Consider the following 23,167-nt stretch of genomic DNA (forward strand, 5'->3'; position numbering starts at 1 on the left):
CGTGACATTCAGCATTAATGTCGCCTGATACACCGCCATCGCGGGCAAGCCTTGCTCCCACAGGGTACGTCTCTGCCTTCTTTTACCGGACCAAGACCATGACCCAACGCACCAATTCCTACTACACCGCCACCCTCAACCAGGACACCGATTACCCGACCCTGCAAGGCCAACACCGGGTTGATGTGGTGATCATCGGCGGCGGTTTCACCGGCGTCGCCACGGCCGTCGAACTGGCGGAAAAAGGCCTGAAAGTCGCCATCGTCGAAAGCCACAAGATCGGTTGGGGCGCCACCGGGCGTAACGGTGGCCAGGTCACCGGCAGCCTCTCGGGCGATGAAGCGATGCGCAAGCAGATGCGCCGCACCCTCGGTGATGAAGTCGATGATTTCATCTGGCACCTGCGCTGGCGCGGGCACCGGATCATCCAGCAACGGGTGGAAAAATACGGCATTGCCTGCGACCTCAAGCACGGTCACCTGCACGCGGCATACAAACCCGGCCACATGGACGGTTTGCGCAAGGATTACGACGAGGCGGTGCGCCGTGGCATGGGCGATGAAGTCAGCCTGCTCGACCGCAGCCAGGTGCACGACCTGTTGCAAAGCGACCTGTACCACGGCGCGATCAAGAACACCCGCAACATGCACCTGCACCCGCTGAACCTGTGCATCGGTGAAGCGCGGGCGGCCGAGAGCCTGGGTGCGCTGATTTTCGAGAACAGCGAAGTGCTGGAGATCATCCACGGCGACACGCCCGGCGTACGCACCGCCCATGGTCGCATCGACGCCAATCAGGTGCTGCTGGCGGGCGACGTCTATCACAAGCTGGAACCGGGAAAGCTCAAGGGCAAGATCTTCCCGGCCATGGGCGGCATCGTCACCACCGCGCCGCTGGGCGATCTGGCGAAACAGATTAACCCCGAAGACCTGGCCGTGTATGACTGCCGCTTCGTGCTCGATTACTACCGCCTGACCGCCGACGGTCGCCTGCTGTTCGGTGGCGGCGCCAACTACAGCGGCAAGGATTCACGCGACATCGCCGCCGAACTGCGCCCGTGCATCGAGCAGACGTTCCCGGCACTCAAGGGCGTGGCCATCGATTACCAGTGGAGTTGCGCGATGGGCATCGTCATCAACCGCATCCCGCAACTGGGCAAGCTGTCGGACAACGTCTGGTATTGCCAGGGCTACTCCGGCCATGGCATCGCCACCACGCACATCATGGGCGAAATCATGGGTCGGGCGATCACCGGGCAACTGCAGCAGTACGACACCTTCGCCGCGTGCCAGCACATCCGCGTGCCCATGGGCGACCTGCTCGGCAACCCGATGCTCGCCGCAGGCATGTGGTACTACCAGATGCTTGAGCGGTTGCGTTGAGATCAGCGATCGGCACAAAACCTGTAGGAGCGAGCCTGCTCGCGAAGAGGCCGGCACATTCAATACATGTGTCGGCTGCTACACCGCTTTCGCGAGCAGGCTCGCTCCCACAAGGGGTTGGGGTCGACCGCAACTGCCTCACCCCTCCACCTGCACCACCTCGATCCCCAGAGCGCGGTAGTCCTCGACATTGCCCGACGCCACATGGCGCTCGGTGATCAGCGTGTGCAAGCGCGTACACGGCGCGACCACGAACGGCTCCACTGCCCCCAGCTTGTCCGCGGTGGTGACCGCAATCACGTGGGACGCACTGTCGAGCATCGCCTGTTTCACCGGCACTTCGTCAAAGTGCAGGGAGCTGATGCCGACTTGCGGGTGAATCGCGCACACCCCGGTGAACAACAGGTCGGCCTTGATACCGGCAAGCAAGCGCAGGGTTTCATGGCCACTGGCCGACATCGTCGCAGGATTGAGTTGACCACCGGCCAGAATTACCTTGATGCCTTTGTTTTCGGACAGGGTAATCGCCGTCATCGGCGACGCGGTGACCGCCGTGATGCAAATGTCCGGCGGCAACGACCGGGCGATCTGCAAGGTCGTGGTCCCGGAGTCGAACATCACGATCTGCCCGTTTTCGACCCGATTGGCCGCCAGCTGCGCCAGGCGGGTTTTCACCTCATCGGTTTCGCTGATGCGGGTGAAGTAATCCTTGCCGGTGTCCTTGGGTCGCGGCAGCGCCCCGCCGTGCACCCGCTGCACCAGGCCGGCCGTGGCCAGTTCCGACAGGTCGCGGCGAATGGTGTCTTCGGAGACTGCGAAATGCTGGCTCAGCTCGGACGCCATGACCTTGCCGTCGCGCTCGAGGATCAAGAGAATTTTCTGTCGGCGCAGGTGAGGGAGTTCGGCGGGAGAATGGTCGTGCATGATTTTGCCTGTTTGTGCGCGCAGTTGCGTGTTTGTGCGAGATTAGACAAACCGCCGCGTAAATACAAACCCCTGGCAACCACGCCAAGTATCAATTCTCTCGATCTTTCAAATCATTAAGGCGAATTTCTTATTTCTTCCCGGCCTGTTCAGAATGGCGCCGTCACTCATGTTCTGGATGGAAACTTCATGAATCTCAACTTCGCCTTTGCCTGCATGATCGTGGTCTCGTTCACCATCGCGCTGGTGCACGCCTGATCGGCAGCATGACTGCACGGCGTCCCCTCCTACGTTTCAGCTAAGTTTCGGTCGGTAGCCTTTCTCCTGCGCACTTTATAGCGCTGCACAGGAGATTCGACATGAACCCGACCATAGCCGGCTGGCTCAACAAAGTGCCCGAAGTGACGCTGTCCTTCTGGGTCATCAAGATCATGTCCACCACGGTGGGTGAAACCGGCGCCGACTTCCTCGCCGTGGACGCTGGCCTGGGCGCCGGCTGGACCAGCATCGGCATGGCCGTGCTGCTGGCCATCGCCCTGGCCTGCCAACTTCGCACCAAGGCCTACACGCCCTGGATCTACTGGCTCACCGTGGTACTGGTGAGCATCGTCGGCACCCAGATCACCGATATTCTCACCGACATGCTGGACGTCAGCCTCTACGTCAGCACGGCGGTATTTTCGGTCCTGTTGGTGATCAACTTTCTGGTCTGGTACCGGATCGAGCACAACCTTTCCATCCGCGAAATCGTCACGCCCCGGCGCGAGCTCTTCTATTGGGCCACGGTGCTCTGCACTTTTGCCCTGGGCACGGCGGCGGGCGACCTTGCCACCGAAGCACTGGGCCTGGGCTTCACCCTCGGCGCGGTCATCTTTGGCGCCTTGATCGCCGTGACACTCGTCGCCTGGCGCCTGGGCGGCAACGTCGTGCTGACCTTCTGGATCGCCTACATCCTGACCCGTCCTTTTGGCGCGTCCCTGGGCGACTTGCTGACTCAGTCCAAAACCTACGGCGGGCTCGGCATGGGCGCGACCTGGACCAGCGCCCTGTTCCTGACCGTCATTGTCATTCTGGTTGCGGTCGCGCAAATGAGCGTCGGCAACCGCAAACAAGTCACTTCGTAAATTTTCAAGAACCATCCAAGGAATCCATCGCCATGCGCTATTTCCATAACGCCATCCGCCACGTTGCCATCGTCACCTCCATTGCGCTGCTGAGCATCGCCGCCGGCTGTTCGAAACCCGCCGACAAACCCACTGCCGGTGCCACGGGTGCGGTGACCACCCAAACTAACGTGGGCTCGAAACTGGGCGACCTGTCCGCATTCCGCAACATTGCCGCCGACGTCGCCGGCCTTGTCGACAAAAGTGACTTGCCTGGTGCAAAAGCCCGGATCAAGGACCTGGAAACCTCCTGGGATGAAGCCGAAGCCGGCATCAAGCCCCGCGCTGCCGCCGACTGGCATGTGGTAGACAAGGCCATCGACCATGCCCTGTCCGCCCTGCGTAAAAGCAGCCCGGTCCAGGCCGACTGCAAGGCAGCCATGGATGAATTGATGAAAGCCTTCGATTCGATGAAAAGCAAAGCATGACCGGCGCACGCTGATACAGCGGCGGACAATTCCCTGAACAGGTGTTTCAATACAGGCGCGACGGTGTTTACCGTCGCGCCTCTTTTTTTTCTGGAGCGGGCTATGCGGATACTGCTGGTCGAAGATGACCCGATGATCGGCGACGCGATCCAGGGCGCCCTCAAGGACGCGAGCTACACCACCGACTGGGTGCAAGACGGCCTCGTCGCCCTGGCCGCGCTGGAGAATCAGCACTATGACCTGGTGCTGCTGGACCTCGGTTTGCCCGGCAAGGATGGGCTCGGGGTACTGAACAGCGTTCGCAGCCAGAACAACCCGGTGCCCCTGCTCATCATCACCGCCCGGGACAACCTCGATGATCGATTGCGTGGTCTTGACGGCGGCGCCGACGACTACCTGCTCAAGCCCTTCGAAATGGCCGAACTGCTGGCGCGCATGCGGGCCGTCCTGCGCCGTCACAACGGCAACGCTTCGTCGCGGCTCGATAATGGCATCGTGTCCCTAGACCTGGTATCCAAGGAAGCCAGCACCGAACAACACCCTGATGTCCTGCTTTCCAGCCGCGAATTTGCCCTGTTGCAAGCCCTGTTGATCCGACCCGGCGCGATTCTCTCGCGCAGTGAACTTGAAGACCGTCTCTATGGCTGGGGCAATGAAGTGGAAAGCAACGCGGTGGAGTACCTGATCCATGCGCTGCGCCGCAAATTGGGCAACCATGTGATCAAAAACGTCAGGGGTATGGGATGGATGGTTTCAAAAAACGTTTAGGGGAGTCGGTGCAGCTCAGGCTGTCCGTGGCCCTGTCGCTGGCCATCCTGTTCATTGCGTTCGTGGCAGGGGTTTTCGCCTACGTTTCAGCCTTCGATGAGGCCCACGAAATGCAGGATGACACCCTGAGGCAAATGGCCGAATTGTTCGATCGGCAACAAATGACGCTCAAGTATCCGGAAAATCCCGTCGAAGAAGATGACGAAACCCGGATCATTGTTCAGTACCTGGCCGATGGCAGCAAAGCGTCCGGCAACGACGACGCCGGCACGCCATTGCCCTTCCCGACGACGCTGGCGGACGGCTTGTCGACTGTGCCCATCGCCGGCGAGGCGTTTCGCGTATTGGTCAAAACCACCCGCCAGGGGCAGCGCATCGCCGTGGCGCAGGAAACCGGCGCCCGTGACACGGATGCCCGCGCCAGTGCGCTGCGCAGCGTGCTGCCGTTCCTGATTTTGCTCCCTGTCCTGCTGCTGGTGGTGGGCGACCTGGTGCGCAAGCTGTTCCGCCCCATCGCCACGCTGTCCTCCGAAATCGACCGGCGCGACGAGCAGGAACTGCACCCGATTGACGAACAGCACCTGCCCGTCGAGATCCGCCCCTTTGTGGTGGCTATCAATCGATTGCTCAAGCGAGTGGCACAGTCCATGGAAACCCAGCGCCGTTTCGTCGCCGACGCCGCCCATGAACTGCGCTCGCCCCTGACGGCCCTGTCTTTGCAAGCCGAGCGCCTGGCCGCCGCCGACATGTCGGCCCCGGCGCGCGAGCGGCTGCTGCAGTTGCGGCGTGGAATCGAGCGTGGCAGGAACCTGATCGATCAGCTCTTGACTCTGGCCAGGGTGCAATCAGCCTCGGGGCTTGCGCTCCCGACAGCGGTCTCGGTCCATGACGTCTATCGACGTGTCCTGGAGGATCTGTGGCCGCTGGCCGAGGTCAAGCACCTGGACATCGGCGTCGAGGCCGGCGAAGACGTGTGGGTCATGATCAATGACGCGGACTTGTTGGCCTTGGTCAAAAACCTGGTGGACAACGCCATCCGCTACACCCCGGAGGGAGGGCGGGTGGACCTGTCGGTGACGCTTGAGAACGGCGCAGCGCTGTTGCAGATCAAGGACTCCGGGCCAGGCATCGCCAGTGAAGAACAGGAGCGCGTGTTCGATCCCTTTTATCGCAGCCTGGGGACCCAAGTGTCCGGCTCGGGGCTGGGGCTTTCGATCGTCAAGGCCATCACGGATCGTACCGGGGCACGGGTGCGCCTGGGGTTTACGGACGAGCGGGAGCATCGCGGCTTGTGTGTATCCCTGTGGCTGACCGTTAGCCGGTAAAACCTTGGCGATTCCCGAACTTGATCTATACCCAGTGTTGGCTTGCTCTGGATCAAGGCGCTTGAAGGCGCCGCCAAAGCACAATGATCTCTTAAACAACGGTGGACAAATGGATGTCTGCCTGGAGATTTCCCAGCATGAAAGCATTGAAGATAGCCGCGAGCGACACCGTACTCGACTGTTTCCTGACAACCCGCGAAGTCATCCCCATCACACGGACCGACTACACCGACGTCGCCGCCGCAGTGTTTGACGTCAATGATGTCATGGGCGGTGCCTTGGCAGACCTGCAACGCACCGGTTTCAATATTCCGATTTTCCTGGTCGCCGCCCACGGCACCCGCGCCCGCGACGTGTACAAGCATCTGGAAGACGTACTGTTGCAGGTGACCGGAATTTTCGATCCCTCCAGCAAAAATGCCCAATACCATGGCAATCAACTGGAAACAGCGGCCAAAGCCTATGAAGACAGTCTGTTGCCGCCGTTTTTCGACACCCTCAAGCGGTACACCGAGTCGGCCAACGCCACATTCGCCTGCCCCGGTCACCAGGGCGGCCAGTTTTTCCGCAAGCACCCGGCGGGTCGGCAGTTTTTCGACTTCCTCGGTGAAAACGTATTTCGCGCCGACATGTGCAACGCCGACGTCAAGCTCGGCGACCTGCTGATCCATGAAGGCCCGGCACTGAGGGCGCAAATGCACGCGGCCAAGGTGTTCAACGCCGACAAGACCTACTTCGTCCTCAACGGCACCTCGGCTGCGAACAAAGTCGTCACCAACGCCCTGCTGACCCCCGGCGACCTGGTGCTGTTCGACCGTAACAACCACAAATCCAACCACCAGGGGGCGCTGATCCAGGCCGGCGCCACGCCGGTGTACCTGGAGACCGCACGCAATCCCTATGGCTTTATCGGCGGCATCGACGCCCATTGCTTTGAAGAAGACTACCTGCGCGAACTCGTCAGTGAAGTCGCACCGGAAAAAGCCAACCTGCCACGGCCGTTCCGCCTGGCGATTATTCAACTGGGCACTTACGACGGCACCGTCTACAACGCCCGGCAAGTGGTCGATCGCATCGGCAAACTGTGTGACTACATCCTGTTCGACTCGGCGTGGGTCGGTTACGAACAGTTCATCCCGATGATGCGGGATTGCTCGCCCATGTTGCTCGATTTGGATGAGAACGATCCGGGCATCTTTGTCACCCAGTCGGTGCACAAACAGCAGGCGGGCTTTTCCCAGGCCTCGCAGATCCACAAGAAAGACCGCCACATCAAGGGCCAGGCGCGCTATTGCAACCATCACCGCTTGAACAATGCGTTCATGGCCCAGGCCTCGACCAGCCCGTTCTATGCGATTTTTGCCTCATTGGACGTCAATGCGCGCATTCACTCCGGCCGCAGTGGCCTGCGCCTGTGGGAAGACTGCGTGAAGTTCGGCATCGACGCACGCAAGTTGATCCTTGAAGCCTGCACCATGATCCGTCCGTTCGTGCCCCGCACCATCGAAGGCCGCGCCTGGGAGGACTACCCGACCGAAGAAATTGCCGCCGATGTGCGCTTCTTCGAGTTTCACCCCAAGGATCGCTGGCACGCCTTCGGCGGTTATGCCGAAAAACAATACTTCATCGACCCCTGCAAGTTGCTGTTCACCACCCCAGGTATCGACCCTGTGGACGGCAGCTACACCGACTTCGGCATTCACGCCGGGATTCTTGCCAACTTCCTGCGGGAAAACGGCATCGTGCCGGAAAAGTGCGACCTGAACTCGATCCTGTTCTTGCTCACCCCGGCGGAAGACTGGGCGAAGATGACTCACCTCGCTTCGCAGATCGCTCGTTTCGAGCGTTTCGTCAGTGACGACGCACCGATGAGCCGGGTGTTGCCGGCCATCTACGCGCAACATCAAGAGCGCTATCGCAATTACACTATTCGCCGACTTTGCCAGGAAATGCACGACCTCTACCGCAAGCACAATGTGCAGCAATTGCAGAAGGCGATGTTCCGCAAGGAGCATTTCCCGAAAAAAGCCATGGACCCCCAGGCCGCACAAATCGAGTACATCCGCGGCAACGTCGAACTGATTGCACTGGCCGACGCAGATGGCCGCATCGCCGCCGAAGGTGCACTGCCCTACCCGCCTGGCGTGCTCTGCGTGGTGCCGGGTGAAATCTGGGGTGGCGCGGTGTTGAAATACTTCCTGGCGCTGGAAGAAGGCATCAATGCCTTGCCCGGGTTTACCCCGGAACTGCAAGGTGTGTACTTGAAGGAGGACGGTGGGCGTATTCGCGCTTATGGGTATGTGATCAAGGCTTGAACCCGGCCAGGTCTTTCACCCGGGCAGCCTTGGGGCTGTCCGGGGGAAAGCCTGTTGTACTTGATGCGTAAGCATATTCAGAGAGGACCAGTATTGGATCCATCTTCAAGACCTGTTCCATCGTTGAAACAATAGAGCAACACAATTACATATTAGTCTTCGTTTTATGCCAGGCCCAAGTAGTTAATGAGTTCTCCTGTCATTTACACGAGTATAAATTTACAGTATCGGTAACTTTACATCCCCTCTTCAATCTCCCCAGCACGACTTCACGCCGCAGAAAAAGTTTAATTCAATCGACGAAAAAAAAATTACCCCTCAAAACAATCGCTTGCTGTTAACTCCCTGATTTTTTTGGATAAAAGGCGTGCATTTTGCCTGACAGCATTTGACAGTTTCGCAAGACTGGCAGATAACTAAGTCGGCCTATCAAAAGTAGGCAAACATCGGAGTACTAGTCGGCGTTCGCCGATCACATGGAAACATTAGAGTAACTATCGACTTGCAGGCCCGATACACGGGTCGTGCGGTAGCTTTGACTCTTAGAACTATCTTAGTGCCAACTCAATTTCATTGAACAGACGTTCTCGTCAGTCGAAAAGACCCGAGCTTAAAGTTCTTCATTTTTGACACACCCCTTTTCGTCAAAACAAAAACAAAAAACAGTTACGCCGGCGCCAAGCCTCCAACACTGCCTACTAGCAAGCATGAAGGCGTCCTGATTCCAAAACGAACAACGACGCTCATATTTTCGCTAAGTACGGAGTTTGTCGACATGCTGACCACTTGCACCAACGCCTCTAGTTGGTACCTCCTACAGTGCAAACCGCGTCAGGACGACCGGGCACAAATCAATCTGTTGCGACAAAGCTATGACATCTTTCGTCCGCAGCTCACCACCGAACGCCTGATTCGCGGCAAACCCCGAAGGGTGTCCGAATCACTCTTTCCCGGCTACCTCTTCGTTCACTTGAGCAACGAGGACAACTGGTCGCCGATCCGCTCCACCCGCGGGGTCAGCCGAATTGTTGAGTTCAATCACGGCCCGGCTGTCGTGGCCGACGATGTGATAGAGCATCTGCGTGAACGATGCCTGACACCGGCGACACCCAACACTCCAGACCTTCAACCCGGCCAGACACTGCAAATAGTCCGGGGGCCGCTCGCGCCCCTGGAGGGTGTCTTTTTGTCGATGATGGGTGCCGAGCGCGTTATGTTGTTACTTCAGTTCCTGAATCGGGAGCAGTCGATTTGCGTTCCGCTGAGCGATCTCGAAACACAATAAAACAAGAAAAGCCTACTGCCGAAACAACATGACCTAAGAACATCGCACGGGTTAGAACTCACGCCTATATTGATATACCAGTCTTGCACTGACAGTGTTCAGCCCAGCGCAAACTGCGCCTGAACACCCACTTTCCAGGAGCAATGATATGGCCATAAAGCCCCACCATCCCTTCGTGCTTATTATGGCCAGCCTGTACCCTGGATACGTCTGGTGCACCAACCCGCAAAGTATCGATGTCTACGGCTTCGACTTCACCCCCAGGTTGCTGTTTTCAGAAAGCTACGACGATAACTTTCGCGAGCTCGAGCACAATGTCCAGTCGTCCATGATCACGCGCATCGCCCCCTCCTTCGAGCTTAAGGCTGAAGACCGCAACAGTGCGACCCGGCTGACCTGGCAGCCAACCCGAAACATTTATCACGATGAGCCGGACGCCTCGAATACCGCACAACGAGTGCAATTGGACAGCATCATGGAGTTTACCGACCGCCATCGCCTGAAACTCGAAGGGGAATGGCACAAATACGAGCGTACGACTTCAACGGCAGTCCCAGGCGTCAATGACAAGATCCAGAACAGTCGGGTCAACAGTCTCTATACCTACGGCGCTCGAAGTGCCGACAATCAAATAGATCTGGGGGCCGGTTACGCACAACTTCGCTATGACAATTCCGGTGGCATCAATGACGACAAGGAGCGCGATACCACCGCGCTGACCACCACCTGGTACCACCGCATCGGCAGCAACACCCGCGGCCTGCTGGAATACGACCATACGATCTTCGACTACTTGCAAGCCAACAGCCCCCGCAGCAGCAAATCAGATGCCCTGCTCGCCGGCGCCGAATGGGATTTCACCGCCCGCACGACCGGCAAGCTCCGTGTCGGCTATGAACACAAGAACTTCGATGACAGCAATTCCAAGGATCTGAATAACCCAACCTGGCAAGTGGATCTGCAATGGAAGCCGCGTACCTATTCGACCTTCACTTTTCTCGCTCGTCAGGCCATGGCCGAGGGCGACGATGGTGCCGACGCCGTCAAGACCACCTTTACCCAGGTGGGCTGGCGTCACGGTTGGACTGAACGCATCACCTCTATCGCCGAAATCGGTGCAGGTCGCGAAGTCTATGAGGGACAAAGCCGTACTGATGACCTGCGCGATTACCACCTGGCTCTGGCGTACAAAATGCGTCGCTGGCTGGACATTGAAGTTGGCTACCGCTACCTGGACGACAACTCGGATGCCGACAACAAAAGCTACCAACGCAACATATTCCAGATCGGGTTCGATGTAAGTCTCTGAGGAGATTCCCCATGAACACACGCATCTTTGGCCTGTTGCTCGTGTTTTGCCTGACACCTGTGTCCCACGCCGGCGAACCCGGCACCGAATACAAACTGGCGGCTGGCGACGTTCTGCGCATTACCGTTTTCGGCGAGCCGGAATTGAGTCTCAAACGGATTCGCCTCAATGACGCAGGGACCTTTTCCTACCCGTTCCTGGGGGAAATTTCTGCCAAGGGCCTGACCCCCAACCAGGTCGAAAAAGTCATCGTCGACGGGCTTAAACAAGGTTATCTGGTCGATCCCAAAGTCAGCCTCAGCCAAATCGAATACCGCGCCTTTTACATCAACGGCGAAGTACAGAAACCCGGCAGCTATCCGTTCGTACCGGGGCTGACCCTGGACAAGGCCATCGCCCTGGGAGGCGGCCTGACCGAACGAGCGTCGATCAAGCGTGTAACGATCGTGCGCGGCGACGGCGGCCAGACGCTGACCGAGAACATAACCCGCAACACCGCGATCGCTCCCGGTGACACCATTTCCATTGCACAAGGCTTTTTCTAATCATGGACAACAGCCCTAGCACTTACGTCGAACGTCCGCTTCAAGCGTCTGCACCCGTGCAACACGGTGAAGAAAAGGACACCATTGACCTGCTCAAACTCTGGAGGGTGATCTGGCGTGCCAAATGGAGCATCGGATTATGGGTACTGCTGAGCGTCGCACTGGCCATCGCGGTGGTGATGACCATCACCCCGCAGTACGTCGGCAGCACCACCCTGCTGATCAAGGACCCCACACCGCCCTTGCTGAACTTCCAGCAAACGACCGAAAAGGGCAGCCCGACACCCGACTATCTGCAGACGCAACTGGCGCTCCTGCAATCGCGGGACCTGGCCGAGCGGGCGGTCAGGACGCTCAAGCTGACGACCAACCCGGTGACGGACCCCCGCCAGCAGCCACAACCCTTGTTCAACCCTCGGCAGTGGCTGGCCGATCTCAATCGCGACCAGTGGCTGCCAGGGTTGGATTTCCTGATACCGGCGACGACAACGCCCACTGAAGAAGACATCTTCAATCAGGTCACGCAAGACCTCATGCGCCATACCAGCGTCAAATTTGTCGGCAAGAGTCAGTTGATCGAGATCGACGTGGAACTGCCAGACCCCCAATTGGCCGCAGCCGCCGCAAACGCCCTGGCCCAGGGCTTTCTCGACAGTCAGTCCGATACCAGCCAGAAATCTTCGCAGACCACCACCAGCTGGATGAACACTCGCCTGATAGAGCTGCGCGACAACCTGCGCAAGGCCGAGGACAAACTGCAGGCCTACCGTGAACAACAGGGTCTGGTGGATGTCGACGGGGTTGCCACCATCAGTGCCAACGAACTGCAAATGACCGGCAACCGGATGATCGACGCCCGCCGTAACCGGGCGGAAGCCGAAAGCCAGTACCGTCAGGTGCAGGGGCTGAGTAACGGTGACTTGAACAAGTTGTCCAGTGTCCCCGCGGTGCTTGCCAACCCGCTGGTCCAGCAGTTCCAGGCCGAGCTGGCCAAGGCGCAAGCCAAGGTTGAGGAGCTGTCGGTGCGTTATGGTCCGAAACACCCGTCCCTGATCTCCGCCCGCTCGGAGCTACGCACGGCTACAGAAAGCCTGCGCCTGCAGGTCAAGCAAGTGATTTCCGGTATCGAGCACCAATATCAACTGGCGGTGGCCAGTGAAGATGCGCTGCGTAAATCCTTTAACACCAACAAGTCGCAGATCCAGGACATCTCGCGCAAGGAATTCCAGTTGCGCGAATTTCAGCGTGAAGTCGACAGCAGCCGGGCGCTGTATGAAACCTTTATCACCCGCCTGAAAGAAACCGCGGCCACGGCAGATATGGACTCGACCAAGGCGCGCATCGTCGACCCCGCTATCGTGCCGCTGGAAGCCAGCAAACCGCGCAAGACCCTGATTGTGGCGATTGTCGCCCTGCTGGCCGGGGTGGTCGGCGTGGTATTGGCTTTCTTGTTCGAGTCGCTGAGCAACACCTTCAAAACCGATGAAACCATCGAAAGCACCCTCAACATTCCGCTGCTCAGCGTGGTGCCGCTGGTGGCGAAGAAAAGCCGTCGGCAACTGGCGCGCCTGTTCGACGACAACGTCAACCCGCGTTTTTCCGAAACCATTCGTAACCTACGCACCTGGCTGATGTTGCAAAGCAGTGAAACCGAAACCCCAATACAGGTCGTACTGGTGACCTCGACCGTCCCCGAAGAAGGCAAAAGCACCATCGCCAACAACCTCGCCTGCTCGCTCACGCCGCTGGAGCGCGTACTGCTGATCGATGCGGACATGCGCCAACCCACCCTGTCGCTGAACTTCGATTTCCCACCGGACTGCCTCGGCCTGGCCAACGTGATTGCCGGTACGGCACGCCTCGAAGACTGCATTCGCACGGTGGGAAATCTCGACATGTTGCCCGCCGGCAATATTTCGCAACCCTCGCTGGATCTGTTCAGCTCACAGCGCCTGCCACCGCGACTGACGCATATCGATCCATCTCGCCAGCCGCCGCCCCAGGACTTGCTGAGCTCGCCGCGCCTGGCACGGATGCTCGAAGTGCTCAAGACACGTTACCGGCACATCATCATCGATTCACCGCCGGCAGAAATGGTCAGTGATGCGTTATTGCTGGCTCAACACTCGGACGCTGTGATTTACGTGGTCAAGGCCGACAGCACCCCCGTCGGCCAGGTGCAGAAGTACCTCGCCATACTGCAACAAAGCCACGTGCCGATGTTCGGCGCCGTGCTCAACCAGGTCGATCTGCGCAAGGCGCGCAAGTACGGCTACGGCCACTCGAAAACGTTCTACAACTACGACTACGCGCCCCGGTAACGACCTGGCGCAACGCCTGTTTGCCTGCTGTTCATCTCTGTCAGATCGCATCAGCCACACCCGTAGCGGCGATGGTGCATCACTCATGTCTGGAGATTGAGGCCATGACTCCGCAAATCACCACTCAAATGGCGCATCGCCGAGGCCTGCTTTTTTGGGGTCAGTGGCTGTGCGCGATGCTTGTGATCAACCTGTTGCTCATGCTGCTCGTGCATTGGCGCGTCGGCAGCCTGACCAGCGACTACCGCGTGTTGATGATCCTCACCGTGCTCGGCTCCATACCGATCTACAGCACGATGCAGGTCTATCACAAACGGTTTGGCCTGTTGGCCGGTCTCGGTCACTTGCTCGCCGCGTGGCTGATCCTGCTGGCCGTGTTGATGGCGATTGCGTTCGTCACCCAGACCAGCGTCAGGTTCTCGCGCCAGGTCATTATCGTCTGGGCCATAGCGGGTTTTCTGGCCCAGGCCGTGTGCTTCCTGCCATTGCACTGGTTGGCCCGTCGGTATATGCGCAAAGTCTGCAACGCACGCCGATCGGTGATCATCGGTACCTGCCCGACCGCCGCCGAGCTGGCGCGTAAACTCACTCAGCCGGAGCACGCGCGGGTACTGGGGTTTATCGCCACCGATGACGTCGACGGTCCCGCACCCAGCGTGTTGCCGCTACTGGGTCGCGTCAGCGAGATCCGCGACATCCTCGCGCAGATGGAGATACGCCGGGTCTACATCGTCCTGCCAATGGCGCAGGCCGCGATCATCGAAGCCTTGTACATCGACCTGCTGGACATGAACGTCGACGTGGTGTGGATCCCGGACCTGGGCAGCATGGTGTTGCTCAACCAATCGATCTCCGAAATCGAGCGCATGCCGGCGATCTACCTCAATGAAAGCCTGATCAGTTCGCATCCCGGCAGCCTGCTCTGTAAGGACCTGTTCGAACGCAGCCTGGCGGCTATCTCGATTGTAGTGCTCAGCCCGCTGCTACTGGGCGTGGCCATCGCCATCAAGCTCACTTCGCCAGGCCCTGTGCTGTTCAAGCAAAACCGTCACGGTCACGACGCCGAGATCATCACGGTCTGGAAATTTCGTTCGATGCGCGTGCACGACGATCAACAGGTGCGCCAGGCCACGCGCGACGATGACCGCGTCACCCCGCTCGGACGCTTTCTGCGCCGCACGTCCATCGACGAATTGCCGCAATTGTTCAACGTGCTGTTCGGCCAGATGGCCCTGGTCGGCCCCCGCCCGCATGCCGTCACACACAATGTCTACTACACCGGCAAGGTGCGTGCCTACATGGCCCGCCATCGGCTCAAACCCGGCATTACCGGGCTGGCGCAGATCACCGGGCATCGGGGTGAAACCGAGACCGTTGAAAAAATGCAGCTGCGCGTCGCCCAGGACCTCAACTACATCAACCAATGGTCGTTGTGGCTGGACATCAAGATTCTGGTCAAGACGCCCTTCACCCTGTTCTCCAAAGACATCTACTGACGTTGTGTCCACGTGGATCGATCCGTCTGAAACATCGTGGTTCCACCTGCTACTCAGTAGCCCGGCAGACTCCCCAATAATAATGAAGGCGTCAGGCAATGATCAGGCTCAAATTAGTCGAGCGGTTCACTCCCGGTCTGCTCAAGACCAACAAGGCTTATTCCTTCATCAACTTTGCCTCCATCGGCAGCCTCTTCCATCGTACAGAGGGCAGCAACGTCACCTATTTTTGCGACGGCATGCTGTTGTCGGCGTTCATGTCGAAGATCACCGGCCGGCCTGTGGAACGGGTCAGTTTCGACTTCACCTCCATCGCCGACCCGGTGCTGCGCCTTGCCGAACAACAAGGTCGTCGCGTGTATTTTGTCGGGGCCCGACAAGTGGAACTGGACCTGTTCCTGCACAAGATCAGGGTCCGTTATCCGCACTTGCAAATCGCCGGTTTTCACGACGGTTACTTCGATACGGCGCAGGCACAGCGAATTCATGCCGACATTCGTGACAGCGCCGCGGACATTCTGATCACCGGCCTGGGCGCCGGCCTGCAGGAGCAATTCGTCGAGGACGCCCTGAGCCAGGGCTTTGGCGGGGTGGCATTCACCTGTGGCGGCTTCATCCGGCAAGAAGCCACGGCCACCCATAACTACTACCCCGACATCATCAACCGCCTGCACCTGCGCGCGTTCTACCGCATGTATCGCGAGCCGCACACCATCAAACGCTACCTCATCGACTATCCGGGCAATTTCCTGCACCTGTGGGCAATGATCGCCCGGCACAAGGTGGCCATCGATCTGCTGCCCCCTGATTGCCGCGAAGCCCGCATGAAGATTCTGTTCATCCTCAAGGATTTCACCCCCGGCGGCGGTGTCGAGAGTGTCCAGCAGCGCCTGGCCGAACAATTTCTCAAGGAGGGGCATCAAGTCGGTTTTTTTGTCATGAACGGCGATACACCGGAGCAGGAAGGCGCGACGCTATTCCAGGGCGGCGGCAAGGGCTTCAAGGGCCTGCTCAAGTCCATCCTCCAGTTGCGCCGGATCATTGACCGTGAAGGCATCACTCACCTGATTGCCGCCAAGGAACAAGCCAACCTCTGCACCTGGTTCGCCACATTCAATAGCCCTTGCCGCGTCATTTATGCCCGTCACGCGGCACTCGATTGCGCGGAACAGAAGACCGGCCCCATCAGTCTGCGCCTGCTCTACGCTTTGTACCTGTGCGGCAATGGCAAGGTCGTCGCGGTATCCGATGGCCTGCGCCAGGGCCTCGCCGACCTGATGCCCTGGGGACGCCAGCGCATTCGCTACTGCCCCAATGCTGTGATCACCGAATACATGCTCAATGCCGCACAGGCCCCCTTGCCCGACGGATTGCCCTCCAGCTATTGGCTGGGCATGGGACGGTTGGTGCAACCCAAGGGCTTTCATCTGTTGCTCGATGCCTATGCCCTGGCGTTGTCCGGCGCACAACCGTTGCCGGATCTGGTGATCGCCGGGGACGGCCCGGAACGTGCCGCCCTGACCGCACAGGCACAACACCTGGGCATTGCCGACCGTGTGCATTTCACCGGTTTTCTGAGCAATCCCTATCCACTGATCCGCCACGCCCGACTCCTGATCCTGAGTTCCTTTCATGAAGGGTTGCCAACGGTGCTGATCGAAGCCCTGGCGCTGGGTACGCCGACCTTGGCCTGTGATAGCGGCAGCGGTCCCCGGGAGCTGCTCGATCACGGCCGGCTCGGGCGCCTGGTGAAGGTCAATGATGTGGCGGCCCTGGCAGAAGGCATGTTGCACAGCCTGATGGCGGATGGCCAGGACGCCCCGGCCGGTCGCGTCGCGGCGGAGGCGGTTCGACAGTACAGCAGTCATCAGGCCGCCGAGGCGTACTACCAGGTATGGAATCAATGAAGAAACTGCTGATCATTCTGCATGACCTCGGCGCAGGGGGGGCCGAGAAGATGATGACGCGCCTCGCCGGTGCACTGGTCGATGCAGGCAATGACGTGACCCTGTTGATGCTCACCGGCGGCGGTATAAATGCCGCGGGCCTCGATCCGCGGGTCAAGCAGGTCGAATTGCACAGCGGTCGCAGCGCGAAAGCTGTGCCGGCCCTGGCGCAATTTCTGCGGCGCAATCGTTTCGACGCGCAATTGGCCGCCCTCACCCATGTCAACGTGGTGGCGATTGCCGCTGCGGCGTTGTCCGGGACCCTTCCCCGCCTGCATGTCAGCGAGCGCAACGCGTTCTCCCACGACAAACACGTCAACCCGTCTCTGCGGGTACGGCTGGCCTATTGGGTGGCGCCGCTGCTGTACCGGCTCATCCCCAACCCGGTGATCTGTGTGTCACGGGGGGTTGCCGAGGATCTGGTGCAGACCACCATGGCCCGCCGGCGCGACGTCACCATTGCCGACAACCCGGTGCTGGACAATGACTTTCGCGACAGGCTGCTGCCCGCCCCCGAGCATCACTGGCTGCGGGTAAAAACCATGCCGGTGATCGTCGCCGTGGGGCGCCTGGCCCACCAGAAAGGTTTCGACACCCTGATCGATGCATTCGCCCGACTGCCACAGCGCACGGTGCGATTGATTATCTTCGGAGACGGCACGCTCCGGGCTCAATTGCTCGATCAGGCCCGCGCGCTGGGCGTGGCCGATCGGGTCGACTTGCCGGGCTACACCCCTGATCCGATGGCGCAAGTCGCGGCGGCCGATTGCTTTGTCTTGTCATCGCGTTTCGAAGGCAGCCCGAATGCGCTGGTCGAAGCCCTGGCCACCGGAACACCTGTGATAGCGACTCGATGCCCGCATGGCCCGCAGGACATTCTCGACGACGGTGCAGTCGCGCCGCTGGTGGCAGTCGATGACCCCGCGGCCCTGGCGCAGGCGATCAGCGATCAACTGAGCGCCACGAGCGACACCCGGCGCCAGACACGTATCGATGCCGCCGCCCGCTTCATGAATGCCCGGGCGGTGAAGACCTACCTGAACGCCTTGCTCGGGAGTGCACCGCCATGAACACATTGCAAGTCCAGCTCACCACCCTGCGCGACATTTTCACGTTGTTCGGCGTGCTGTTTTACATGCAGGTGATCAGTTTTTTTTCCAGTCTGGGCAACGCCTCAAGCCTGGACGATGCCCAGCGTGACCTCGAGGGTAACGTCGTGAATCAGGTCTGCGGCCTGATCACCCTGCTGGTGCCGCTGTTTTTTTTCATCCGCCACAAGGTGTTCCTCAGCAAAAGCTTTTACCGTCAGAACGCCTTTTTGCTGCTGTTCGTGCTCTGCGTTGCCGCGTCGATCAGTTGGTCCCACGACCCGGTGCTCAGCCTCAAACGCTTTGTAGCCTTGATGAGCGTGGTGTTTTTCGGCGGGTACGTCGCCTATAACTACAGCCTCGAAAAAATCAGCTTCATGCTCGGCTGCACCCTCGGCGCTGCGGCGCTCATCGGGTTGATCTGCGCCCTGGTCCTGCCGGATATCGCTTTCATTTCCGGGGGCATTCGCGACGGCGCGTTCAAGGGGATCTTCCCGGAAAAAAATGCCGGGGCGCGAATCAATGCCATCGCCATTGTGCTGCTGCTGCCCATGATCCGCCGGCACAATCCCTGGGCCATATTCAGTGCACTGTGCTCGCTCGTCGCCATCGGACTCGCTCAATCCGCGACGGGGCTGGCGCTGATTTGCGCCGGTTCGGCGAGCTACTGGTACTTTCTGACGATGATCCGCCTGCGTATCAACCGCTCGCTGCTGGCGTTCTTCGCGACCACCGTTCTTTACTTGCTGATCTGTCTGTTTCTCTACGGCAATTACACGCTATTGCTGGAGATGGTCGGACGCGATCCGTCACTGACCGACCGCCTGCAGATCTGGGAACTGCTGGCCCCGTTCATCGATGCCGAATTTGTCAGGGGCTACGGCTTCGGCGCCTTCTGGTCCAGTCCCGACGCCGACGCGTTCATCACTCGCTGGGGTTACATCGGCAACGCCCACAGCGGCTACATGGAAACCCTGCTCAACGGTGGCGTGGTGCAATTGACCGCGTTGGGCCTGATGCTGGCTGAAGCGCAGGTCAAACAATATCGCGCGGTGACAGCGGGCCAGTCGGCCCAGTACCGCGCCAGTGCCCTGGTGATCATCGGTCTGTTCATCGTCACCAATTACGTGGCGTATGTGATCCCCAATTACCGCTCCGCGGAGTTTCTGGTGTTCTGCATCCTGGCGTTGTCCTTCCGGCATCACCACGCCGGACGCAGCGTTGCCAGACGGAGCGCAGAGTTGCAGCCGAAGGCACAACGCAGCGTATACAGCGGGGCCAGTGCCAGGGTCGTCGCCAAGGAGAAAGACCCATGTTGAAAGACGCGCCTTCCTCACCGGCTTCGGTGTGCGTGGTCATTCCGATGTACAACGCCGCCAGCACCATTGAAAAGACCCTCGCGTCCCTGATCCGGCAAACCCGTCAACCCGAGCAGGTGATCGTCGTCGACGACGGCTCCAGCGATGACGGCGCACAACGGGTCAGGGACTTTGTCGCACCTTTTCGCCTGACCTTGTTACAGCAAACCAACCAGGGCCCCGCCTGCGCACGCAACGCAGGCATCTTCGCCGCCGGGCAAACCTTCATTGCCTTCCTCGATGCCGATGACCAGTGGCATCCGCAGAAACTGGAAAAGCAGCTGGCGCTATATGAGCGGTTGACGGCCCAGGGGCATTCGGTCGGATTGATCGATTGCTACCAGCTGAGTGTGTTCAGCGACGGCAAACAGCAGCGGGAGGAACGGCGCAAAAGCGGTCATCACTTTGCCGATTTCATGCGCGAGAATGTCATCAACGGGACCTCCGGCGTACTGGTGGTGCGTGAAGTGGTCTGCGCCCTGGGCGGTTTCGATCCTTCCTTGCGCTTTGCCGAAGACCGTCTGCTGTGGACGCGGATTGCCGAGCACTGGGAAATCCACACCGTGCCGCAGACCTTGCACCGGCGCGGGGTCGACAGCGGCAACATCACCGCGCAGCCGCAAAAATACTACCCGTACAAAGTCAAATTCATCGAGCTGTTCCTGGCGCGCTACGGCGCAAGAATGACCCGGCAACAGCGAATCCATTTCGTGCTGGCCAACCATGCCGACTTCCTCAATGCCTTCTCCCGGCGTGGCGACCATGCGCAGGTGATCCAGGTGTTCCGACAGATGCTCGGGCACTCCTGGCAGGCATTGATTTTCTTCAATGGCAAGCCGACCCTGCGCTACCTTTATGCGCGGCTCAAGACGCTGCGCAAGGTGTCCTGAAGCGATTACCCCTCTATCGAACGTCTGCCCGGGTTTACCCCATGGCCAATCAACGTCTCGTCACACTGAGCTGGATCTTCACCGAGAAATTCGGCCTTATTTTCTTGTCGATGTTCACCTTTGTCGTTTATGCCAGGCTCTTGTCGCCGGAAGAACTGGGGGTGGGCACCGTCATCATCGCCAGCGTCGAAATGATCGGCATCCTCTATTCCTCCGTGCTGGAAGACCCGCTGGTGCGGCTCGAGCGCCTGGATGACCGACGCATCGCCACGGCGTTCTGGGTGGCGGTGCTGACCAGCCTCGTATCCATCGCAATCATCACAGGCGTGGCGGTGCTATGGCTCGATTCCGCTGCCCTGCAATGGATGACGGCGGTGGCTTCCGTGAAAATCCTGTTCACCATGATGGCGCGGGTGTATGTCGCGCAAATGCGCCGCAGCAGCAATTTCCGCATGCTGGCTTCGCGTACGCTGCTGGGCAAGGTGCTCGGCGGCGTAGCGGGCATTGCCGTGGCGCTCTGGGGAGGGGGCGCCTGGGCGGTGATTGCCCAGGCGCTGGTCATGGAATTCGTTTCCATCGTGGTGCTGATGCTCGGCGACCGACGTCGCATCCCATGGGTGATTGACGGTCCGTTCCTGCGTGAACTGCTGGCGGCCGGCCTGCCGGTGGCCATCAACACCCTGAGCTCGCAGACCCTTCAGCGCGGGGTCAATGTGGTGCTCGGCATCACGGCCGGCACCCACGCCGTCGGCATGTTCAACCTGGCACTGCGCATCATCGATTTGCCGCGCTCGGCGTTCTACAACGGCTTGATGAGCTACGCACTGCCGGCATTCGCCAGGCGCAGCGCCGAACCCTCGCGATTGATCGTCTTCATCAGCGACTCGACAGCCGTCAGCAGCTTCCTGCTCACCCCGGTCTTCATCGGTATCGCCGTCACCGCCGCGGACATCATCCTGCTGATCTTCGGTGCCAAATGGGCAGACGCGATTCCCCTGCTGCAAGTACTGGCCTGTACTGCCGCCATCGGCAATACCGCCATGTATGCCACCACCGCGCTGGTAGCCGTCAACCGCACGCACCTGACCCTCAAGGCGGAGGTGGGCACCACCTTGCTGGCGTTGGCACTGGTTTACGGCCTGGGGCCACTGTACGAAGGCATGGCGGCGGCCCTGGCGCTACTGCTGCGGATGGTGATCGTCACGCCGTTGCAGATCCGTGGCCTGAATACCGCCATCGGCTATGGCTGGGATACGTTTTTCGCCTCCAGCTACCGCAGTGTCAGCGCCTCGCTAGTCATGGCCGCAGCGGTACTGTTGTTGACGCCACGGCTGCAGGTGCAGGGGGTTGTGCACCTGGTCTGCAGCATCGGCATCGGTGCGCTGACCTATGGGCTGGTGTACAGCCTGTTGCACCCGCGCTGGCCCCAGGAATTCAAATCGGTATTTACCACCCGCTGAACCCATTCCCCCCGAAATCCCACTGTGACAGGAACGCCCCATCATGCGTAAAACCACGCTGGTTACTGGCGGGGCCGGTTACATCGGCTCCCATACTACGCTGACCCTCATTGATGCCGGCCACCCGGTGGTGCTGCTCGATAACCTCTGCAACAGTTGTCGGGAGTCGATCACCCGTCTTGAGCAACTGTCGCATCGACATGTCGACTTCATCGAAGGCGATGTGCGCGACAGCGCCTTGCTCGAAGACATTTTCGATCATTACGACATCGATGCCGTGGTGCATTTCTCCAGCCTGAAATCCGTTGCCGAAAGCCTGCAAAAACCGCTGGAGTATTACGCCAACAACGTGGTCGGTACGCTGAACCTGTGCCAGGCCATGGCCAGGGCGCACGTATTCAAACTGGTGTTCAGCTCTTCGGCCACGGTTTACGGCGACCCCGTGCACACACCGATTGCCGAAGACCTGGGCACGGGCAAACCGGTCAACCCCTATGGCCGAAGCAAGCTGATGATCGAAGAGCTGCTCGAAGACCTGGCGCAGTCCGACCCGCGCTGGAGCATCGCGCTGTTGCGCTATTTCAACCCGATCGGTGCGCACGAAAGCGGCTTGATCGGCGAAGACCCCCATGGCCGGCCCAACAACCTGTTGCCCTGTCTGACCCAGGTCGCCATCGGGCGGCTCCCCGAGCTCATCGTGTACGGCAACGACTACCCCACCGTCGACGGCACCTGCGTGCGCGATTACATCCATGTGGTCGATGTGGCCGAAGGTCACCTGAAGGCATTGCAGATACTGCAGCACAGCCCCGGCATCCATATCTGGAACCTGGGCACCGGCACCGGCTACAGCGTCTTGCAGATCATCCACAGTTTCGAAGACGTGACCGGCATCAACATCCCCTACCATTTCGCCCCGCGCCGTGCCGGTGACATTGCCCAATGCTGGGCCGACCCCAGCAAGGCCGGACGCGACCTGGGCTGGTGCGCACGACGTAACCTGGAACAGATGATCATGGACACCTGGCGATGGCAGTCACGCAACCCCTATGGGTACCATTCCCGGCTCGAGCTGCCGGTAACGGTGGCCATGAAGTAAGGGAGCCTGCATATGATCAGGGAGTGTCTACTCATTGTCATTCTGGCAACCGTGATGTTCGAGGC

General features: G+C 59.7%; 18 protein-coding genes. 17 read left to right on the plus strand and 1 reads right to left on the minus strand.

Features of this window, described 5'->3' with window-relative positions; translation table 11 throughout:
* Positions 1-98: 98 nt before the first annotated feature.
* The gene (locus GPL81_RS25965) at positions 99-1,382 is read left to right on the plus strand and encodes an NAD(P)/FAD-dependent oxidoreductase (RefSeq protein WP_160109035.1); all 1,284 of its coding nucleotides are present in this window, start codon (positions 99-101) and stop codon (positions 1,380-1,382) included.
* A 138-nt stretch (positions 1,383-1,520) separates the two neighbouring features.
* On the opposite strand, the gene GPL81_RS25970 is transcribed toward GPL81_RS25965, so the two are convergent.
* Positions 1,521-2,306: a DeoR/GlpR family DNA-binding transcription regulator gene (locus tag GPL81_RS25970; protein WP_160109036.1), complete on the minus strand. Its 786-nt coding sequence runs from the start codon at positions 2,304-2,306 to the stop codon at positions 1,521-1,523.
* Positions 2,307-2,665: 359 nt separating this feature from the next.
* Between GPL81_RS25970 and GPL81_RS25975 the strand changes: the two genes are divergently transcribed.
* The 16 genes from GPL81_RS25975 to galE all read left to right on the plus strand — a co-directional run bounded on the left by GPL81_RS25975 (position 2,666) and on the right by galE (position 23,102).
* Positions 2,666-3,430 (plus strand): COG4705 family protein, encoded by a 765-nt coding sequence (locus GPL81_RS25975; protein ID WP_160109037.1) that lies wholly within the window; start codon positions 2,666-2,668, stop codon positions 3,428-3,430.
* Between the two features lie 32 nt (positions 3,431-3,462).
* Positions 3,463-3,897: a hypothetical protein gene (locus tag GPL81_RS25980; RefSeq protein WP_160109038.1), complete on the plus strand. Its 435-nt coding sequence runs from the start codon at positions 3,463-3,465 to the stop codon at positions 3,895-3,897.
* A gap of 102 nt (positions 3,898-3,999) precedes the next feature.
* Positions 4,000-4,665, plus strand: coding sequence for a response regulator (locus tag GPL81_RS25985; protein ID WP_160109039.1), 666 nt, complete (start codon positions 4,000-4,002; stop codon positions 4,663-4,665).
* Positions 4,641-5,990: an ATP-binding protein gene (locus tag GPL81_RS25990; protein WP_160109040.1), complete on the plus strand. Its 1,350-nt coding sequence runs from the start codon at positions 4,641-4,643 to the stop codon at positions 5,988-5,990. Before GPL81_RS25985 ends, GPL81_RS25990 begins: the two co-directional genes overlap by 25 nt.
* 137 nt (positions 5,991-6,127) lie before the next feature.
* Positions 6,128-8,305: an ornithine decarboxylase SpeF gene (gene speF, locus GPL81_RS25995; RefSeq protein ID WP_160109041.1), complete on the plus strand. Its 2,178-nt coding sequence runs from the start codon at positions 6,128-6,130 to the stop codon at positions 8,303-8,305.
* Between the two features lie 775 nt (positions 8,306-9,080).
* Positions 9,081-9,590 carry a transcription/translation regulatory transformer protein RfaH gene (rfaH, locus tag GPL81_RS26000; protein ID WP_160109042.1) on the plus strand — a complete coding sequence of 170 codons (510 nt, stop codon included), beginning with the start codon at positions 9,081-9,083 and terminating at the stop codon, positions 9,588-9,590.
* A 148-nt stretch (positions 9,591-9,738) separates the two neighbouring features.
* The gene (locus tag GPL81_RS26005; RefSeq protein WP_160109043.1) at positions 9,739-10,899 is read left to right on the plus strand and encodes an outer membrane beta-barrel protein; all 1,161 of its coding nucleotides are present in this window, start codon (positions 9,739-9,741) and stop codon (positions 10,897-10,899) included.
* Positions 10,900-10,910: 11 nt separating this feature from the next.
* The gene (locus GPL81_RS26010; protein WP_160109044.1) at positions 10,911-11,444 is read left to right on the plus strand and encodes a polysaccharide biosynthesis/export family protein; all 534 of its coding nucleotides are present in this window, start codon (positions 10,911-10,913) and stop codon (positions 11,442-11,444) included.
* Positions 11,445-11,446: 2 nt separating this feature from the next.
* Positions 11,447-13,765: a GumC family protein gene (locus GPL81_RS26015; RefSeq protein WP_160109045.1), complete on the plus strand. Its 2,319-nt coding sequence runs from the start codon at positions 11,447-11,449 to the stop codon at positions 13,763-13,765.
* 104 nt (positions 13,766-13,869) lie between these two features.
* Entirely contained in the window at positions 13,870-15,261 is a 1,392-nt protein-coding gene (locus GPL81_RS26020) for an undecaprenyl-phosphate glucose phosphotransferase (protein WP_246218988.1), read from the plus strand.
* Between the two features lie 98 nt (positions 15,262-15,359).
* A complete protein-coding gene (locus GPL81_RS31580) occupies positions 15,360-17,168 on the plus strand; it encodes a WecB/TagA/CpsF family glycosyltransferase (RefSeq protein ID WP_246218989.1) in 1,809 nt (602 codons plus the stop codon).
* Positions 17,165-18,277 carry a glycosyltransferase gene (locus GPL81_RS26035; protein WP_160109046.1) on the plus strand — a complete coding sequence of 371 codons (1,113 nt, stop codon included), beginning with the start codon at positions 17,165-17,167 and terminating at the stop codon, positions 18,275-18,277. The genes GPL81_RS31580 and GPL81_RS26035 overlap by 4 nt, the downstream gene beginning before the upstream one ends.
* Positions 18,274-19,614 (plus strand): O-antigen ligase family protein, encoded by a 1,341-nt coding sequence (locus tag GPL81_RS26040; protein WP_160109047.1) that lies wholly within the window; start codon positions 18,274-18,276, stop codon positions 19,612-19,614. The genes GPL81_RS26035 and GPL81_RS26040 overlap by 4 nt, the downstream gene beginning before the upstream one ends.
* Complete coding sequence (locus tag GPL81_RS26045) at positions 19,608-20,543, plus strand: glycosyltransferase family 2 protein (RefSeq protein WP_160109048.1); 936 nt, start codon at positions 19,608-19,610, stop codon at positions 20,541-20,543. The genes GPL81_RS26040 and GPL81_RS26045 overlap by 7 nt, the downstream gene beginning before the upstream one ends.
* A 41-nt stretch (positions 20,544-20,584) precedes the next feature.
* Entirely contained in the window at positions 20,585-22,003 is a 1,419-nt protein-coding gene (locus GPL81_RS26050; RefSeq protein ID WP_160109049.1) for an oligosaccharide flippase family protein, read from the plus strand.
* A 43-nt stretch (positions 22,004-22,046) separates the two neighbouring features.
* On the plus strand, positions 22,047-23,102 hold the full coding sequence (gene galE, locus GPL81_RS26055) for a UDP-glucose 4-epimerase GalE (protein ID WP_160109050.1): 1,056 nt from the start codon (positions 22,047-22,049) through the stop codon (positions 23,100-23,102).
* Positions 23,103-23,167 lie beyond the last annotated feature (65 nt).

Origin of the sequence: Pseudomonas izuensis (assembly GCF_009861505.1) — a bacterium.
Classification (GTDB): Bacteria; Pseudomonadota; Gammaproteobacteria; order Pseudomonadales; family Pseudomonadaceae; genus Aquipseudomonas; species Aquipseudomonas izuensis.

Coding starts and splice junctions, on each gene's coding strand:
- GPL81_RS25965 (WP_160109035.1), top strand. CDS start 99: ATGACCCAACGCACCAATTCCTACTACACCGCCACCCTCAACCAGGAC.
- GPL81_RS25970 (WP_160109036.1), bottom strand. CDS start 2,306: ATGCACGACCATTCTCCCGCCGAACTCCCTCACCTGCGCCGACAGAAA.
- GPL81_RS25975 (WP_160109037.1), top strand. CDS start 2,666: ATGAACCCGACCATAGCCGGCTGGCTCAACAAAGTGCCCGAAGTGACG.
- GPL81_RS25980 (WP_160109038.1), top strand. CDS start 3,463: ATGCGCTATTTCCATAACGCCATCCGCCACGTTGCCATCGTCACCTCC.
- GPL81_RS25985 (WP_160109039.1), top strand. CDS start 4,000: ATGCGGATACTGCTGGTCGAAGATGACCCGATGATCGGCGACGCGATC.
- GPL81_RS25990 (WP_160109040.1), top strand. CDS start 4,641: ATGGATGGTTTCAAAAAACGTTTAGGGGAGTCGGTGCAGCTCAGGCTG.
- speF (WP_160109041.1), top strand. CDS start 6,128: ATGAAAGCATTGAAGATAGCCGCGAGCGACACCGTACTCGACTGTTTC.
- rfaH (WP_160109042.1), top strand. CDS start 9,081: ATGCTGACCACTTGCACCAACGCCTCTAGTTGGTACCTCCTACAGTGC.
- GPL81_RS26005 (WP_160109043.1), top strand. CDS start 9,739: ATGGCCATAAAGCCCCACCATCCCTTCGTGCTTATTATGGCCAGCCTG.
- GPL81_RS26010 (WP_160109044.1), top strand. CDS start 10,911: ATGAACACACGCATCTTTGGCCTGTTGCTCGTGTTTTGCCTGACACCT.
- GPL81_RS26015 (WP_160109045.1), top strand. CDS start 11,447: ATGGACAACAGCCCTAGCACTTACGTCGAACGTCCGCTTCAAGCGTCT.
- GPL81_RS26020 (WP_246218988.1), top strand. CDS start 13,870: ATGACTCCGCAAATCACCACTCAAATGGCGCATCGCCGAGGCCTGCTT.
- GPL81_RS31580 (WP_246218989.1), top strand. CDS start 15,360: ATGATCAGGCTCAAATTAGTCGAGCGGTTCACTCCCGGTCTGCTCAAG.
- GPL81_RS26035 (WP_160109046.1), top strand. CDS start 17,165: ATGAAGAAACTGCTGATCATTCTGCATGACCTCGGCGCAGGGGGGGCC.
- GPL81_RS26040 (WP_160109047.1), top strand. CDS start 18,274: ATGAACACATTGCAAGTCCAGCTCACCACCCTGCGCGACATTTTCACG.
- GPL81_RS26045 (WP_160109048.1), top strand. CDS start 19,608: ATGTTGAAAGACGCGCCTTCCTCACCGGCTTCGGTGTGCGTGGTCATT.
- GPL81_RS26050 (WP_160109049.1), top strand. CDS start 20,585: ATGGCCAATCAACGTCTCGTCACACTGAGCTGGATCTTCACCGAGAAA.
- galE (WP_160109050.1), top strand. CDS start 22,047: ATGCGTAAAACCACGCTGGTTACTGGCGGGGCCGGTTACATCGGCTCC.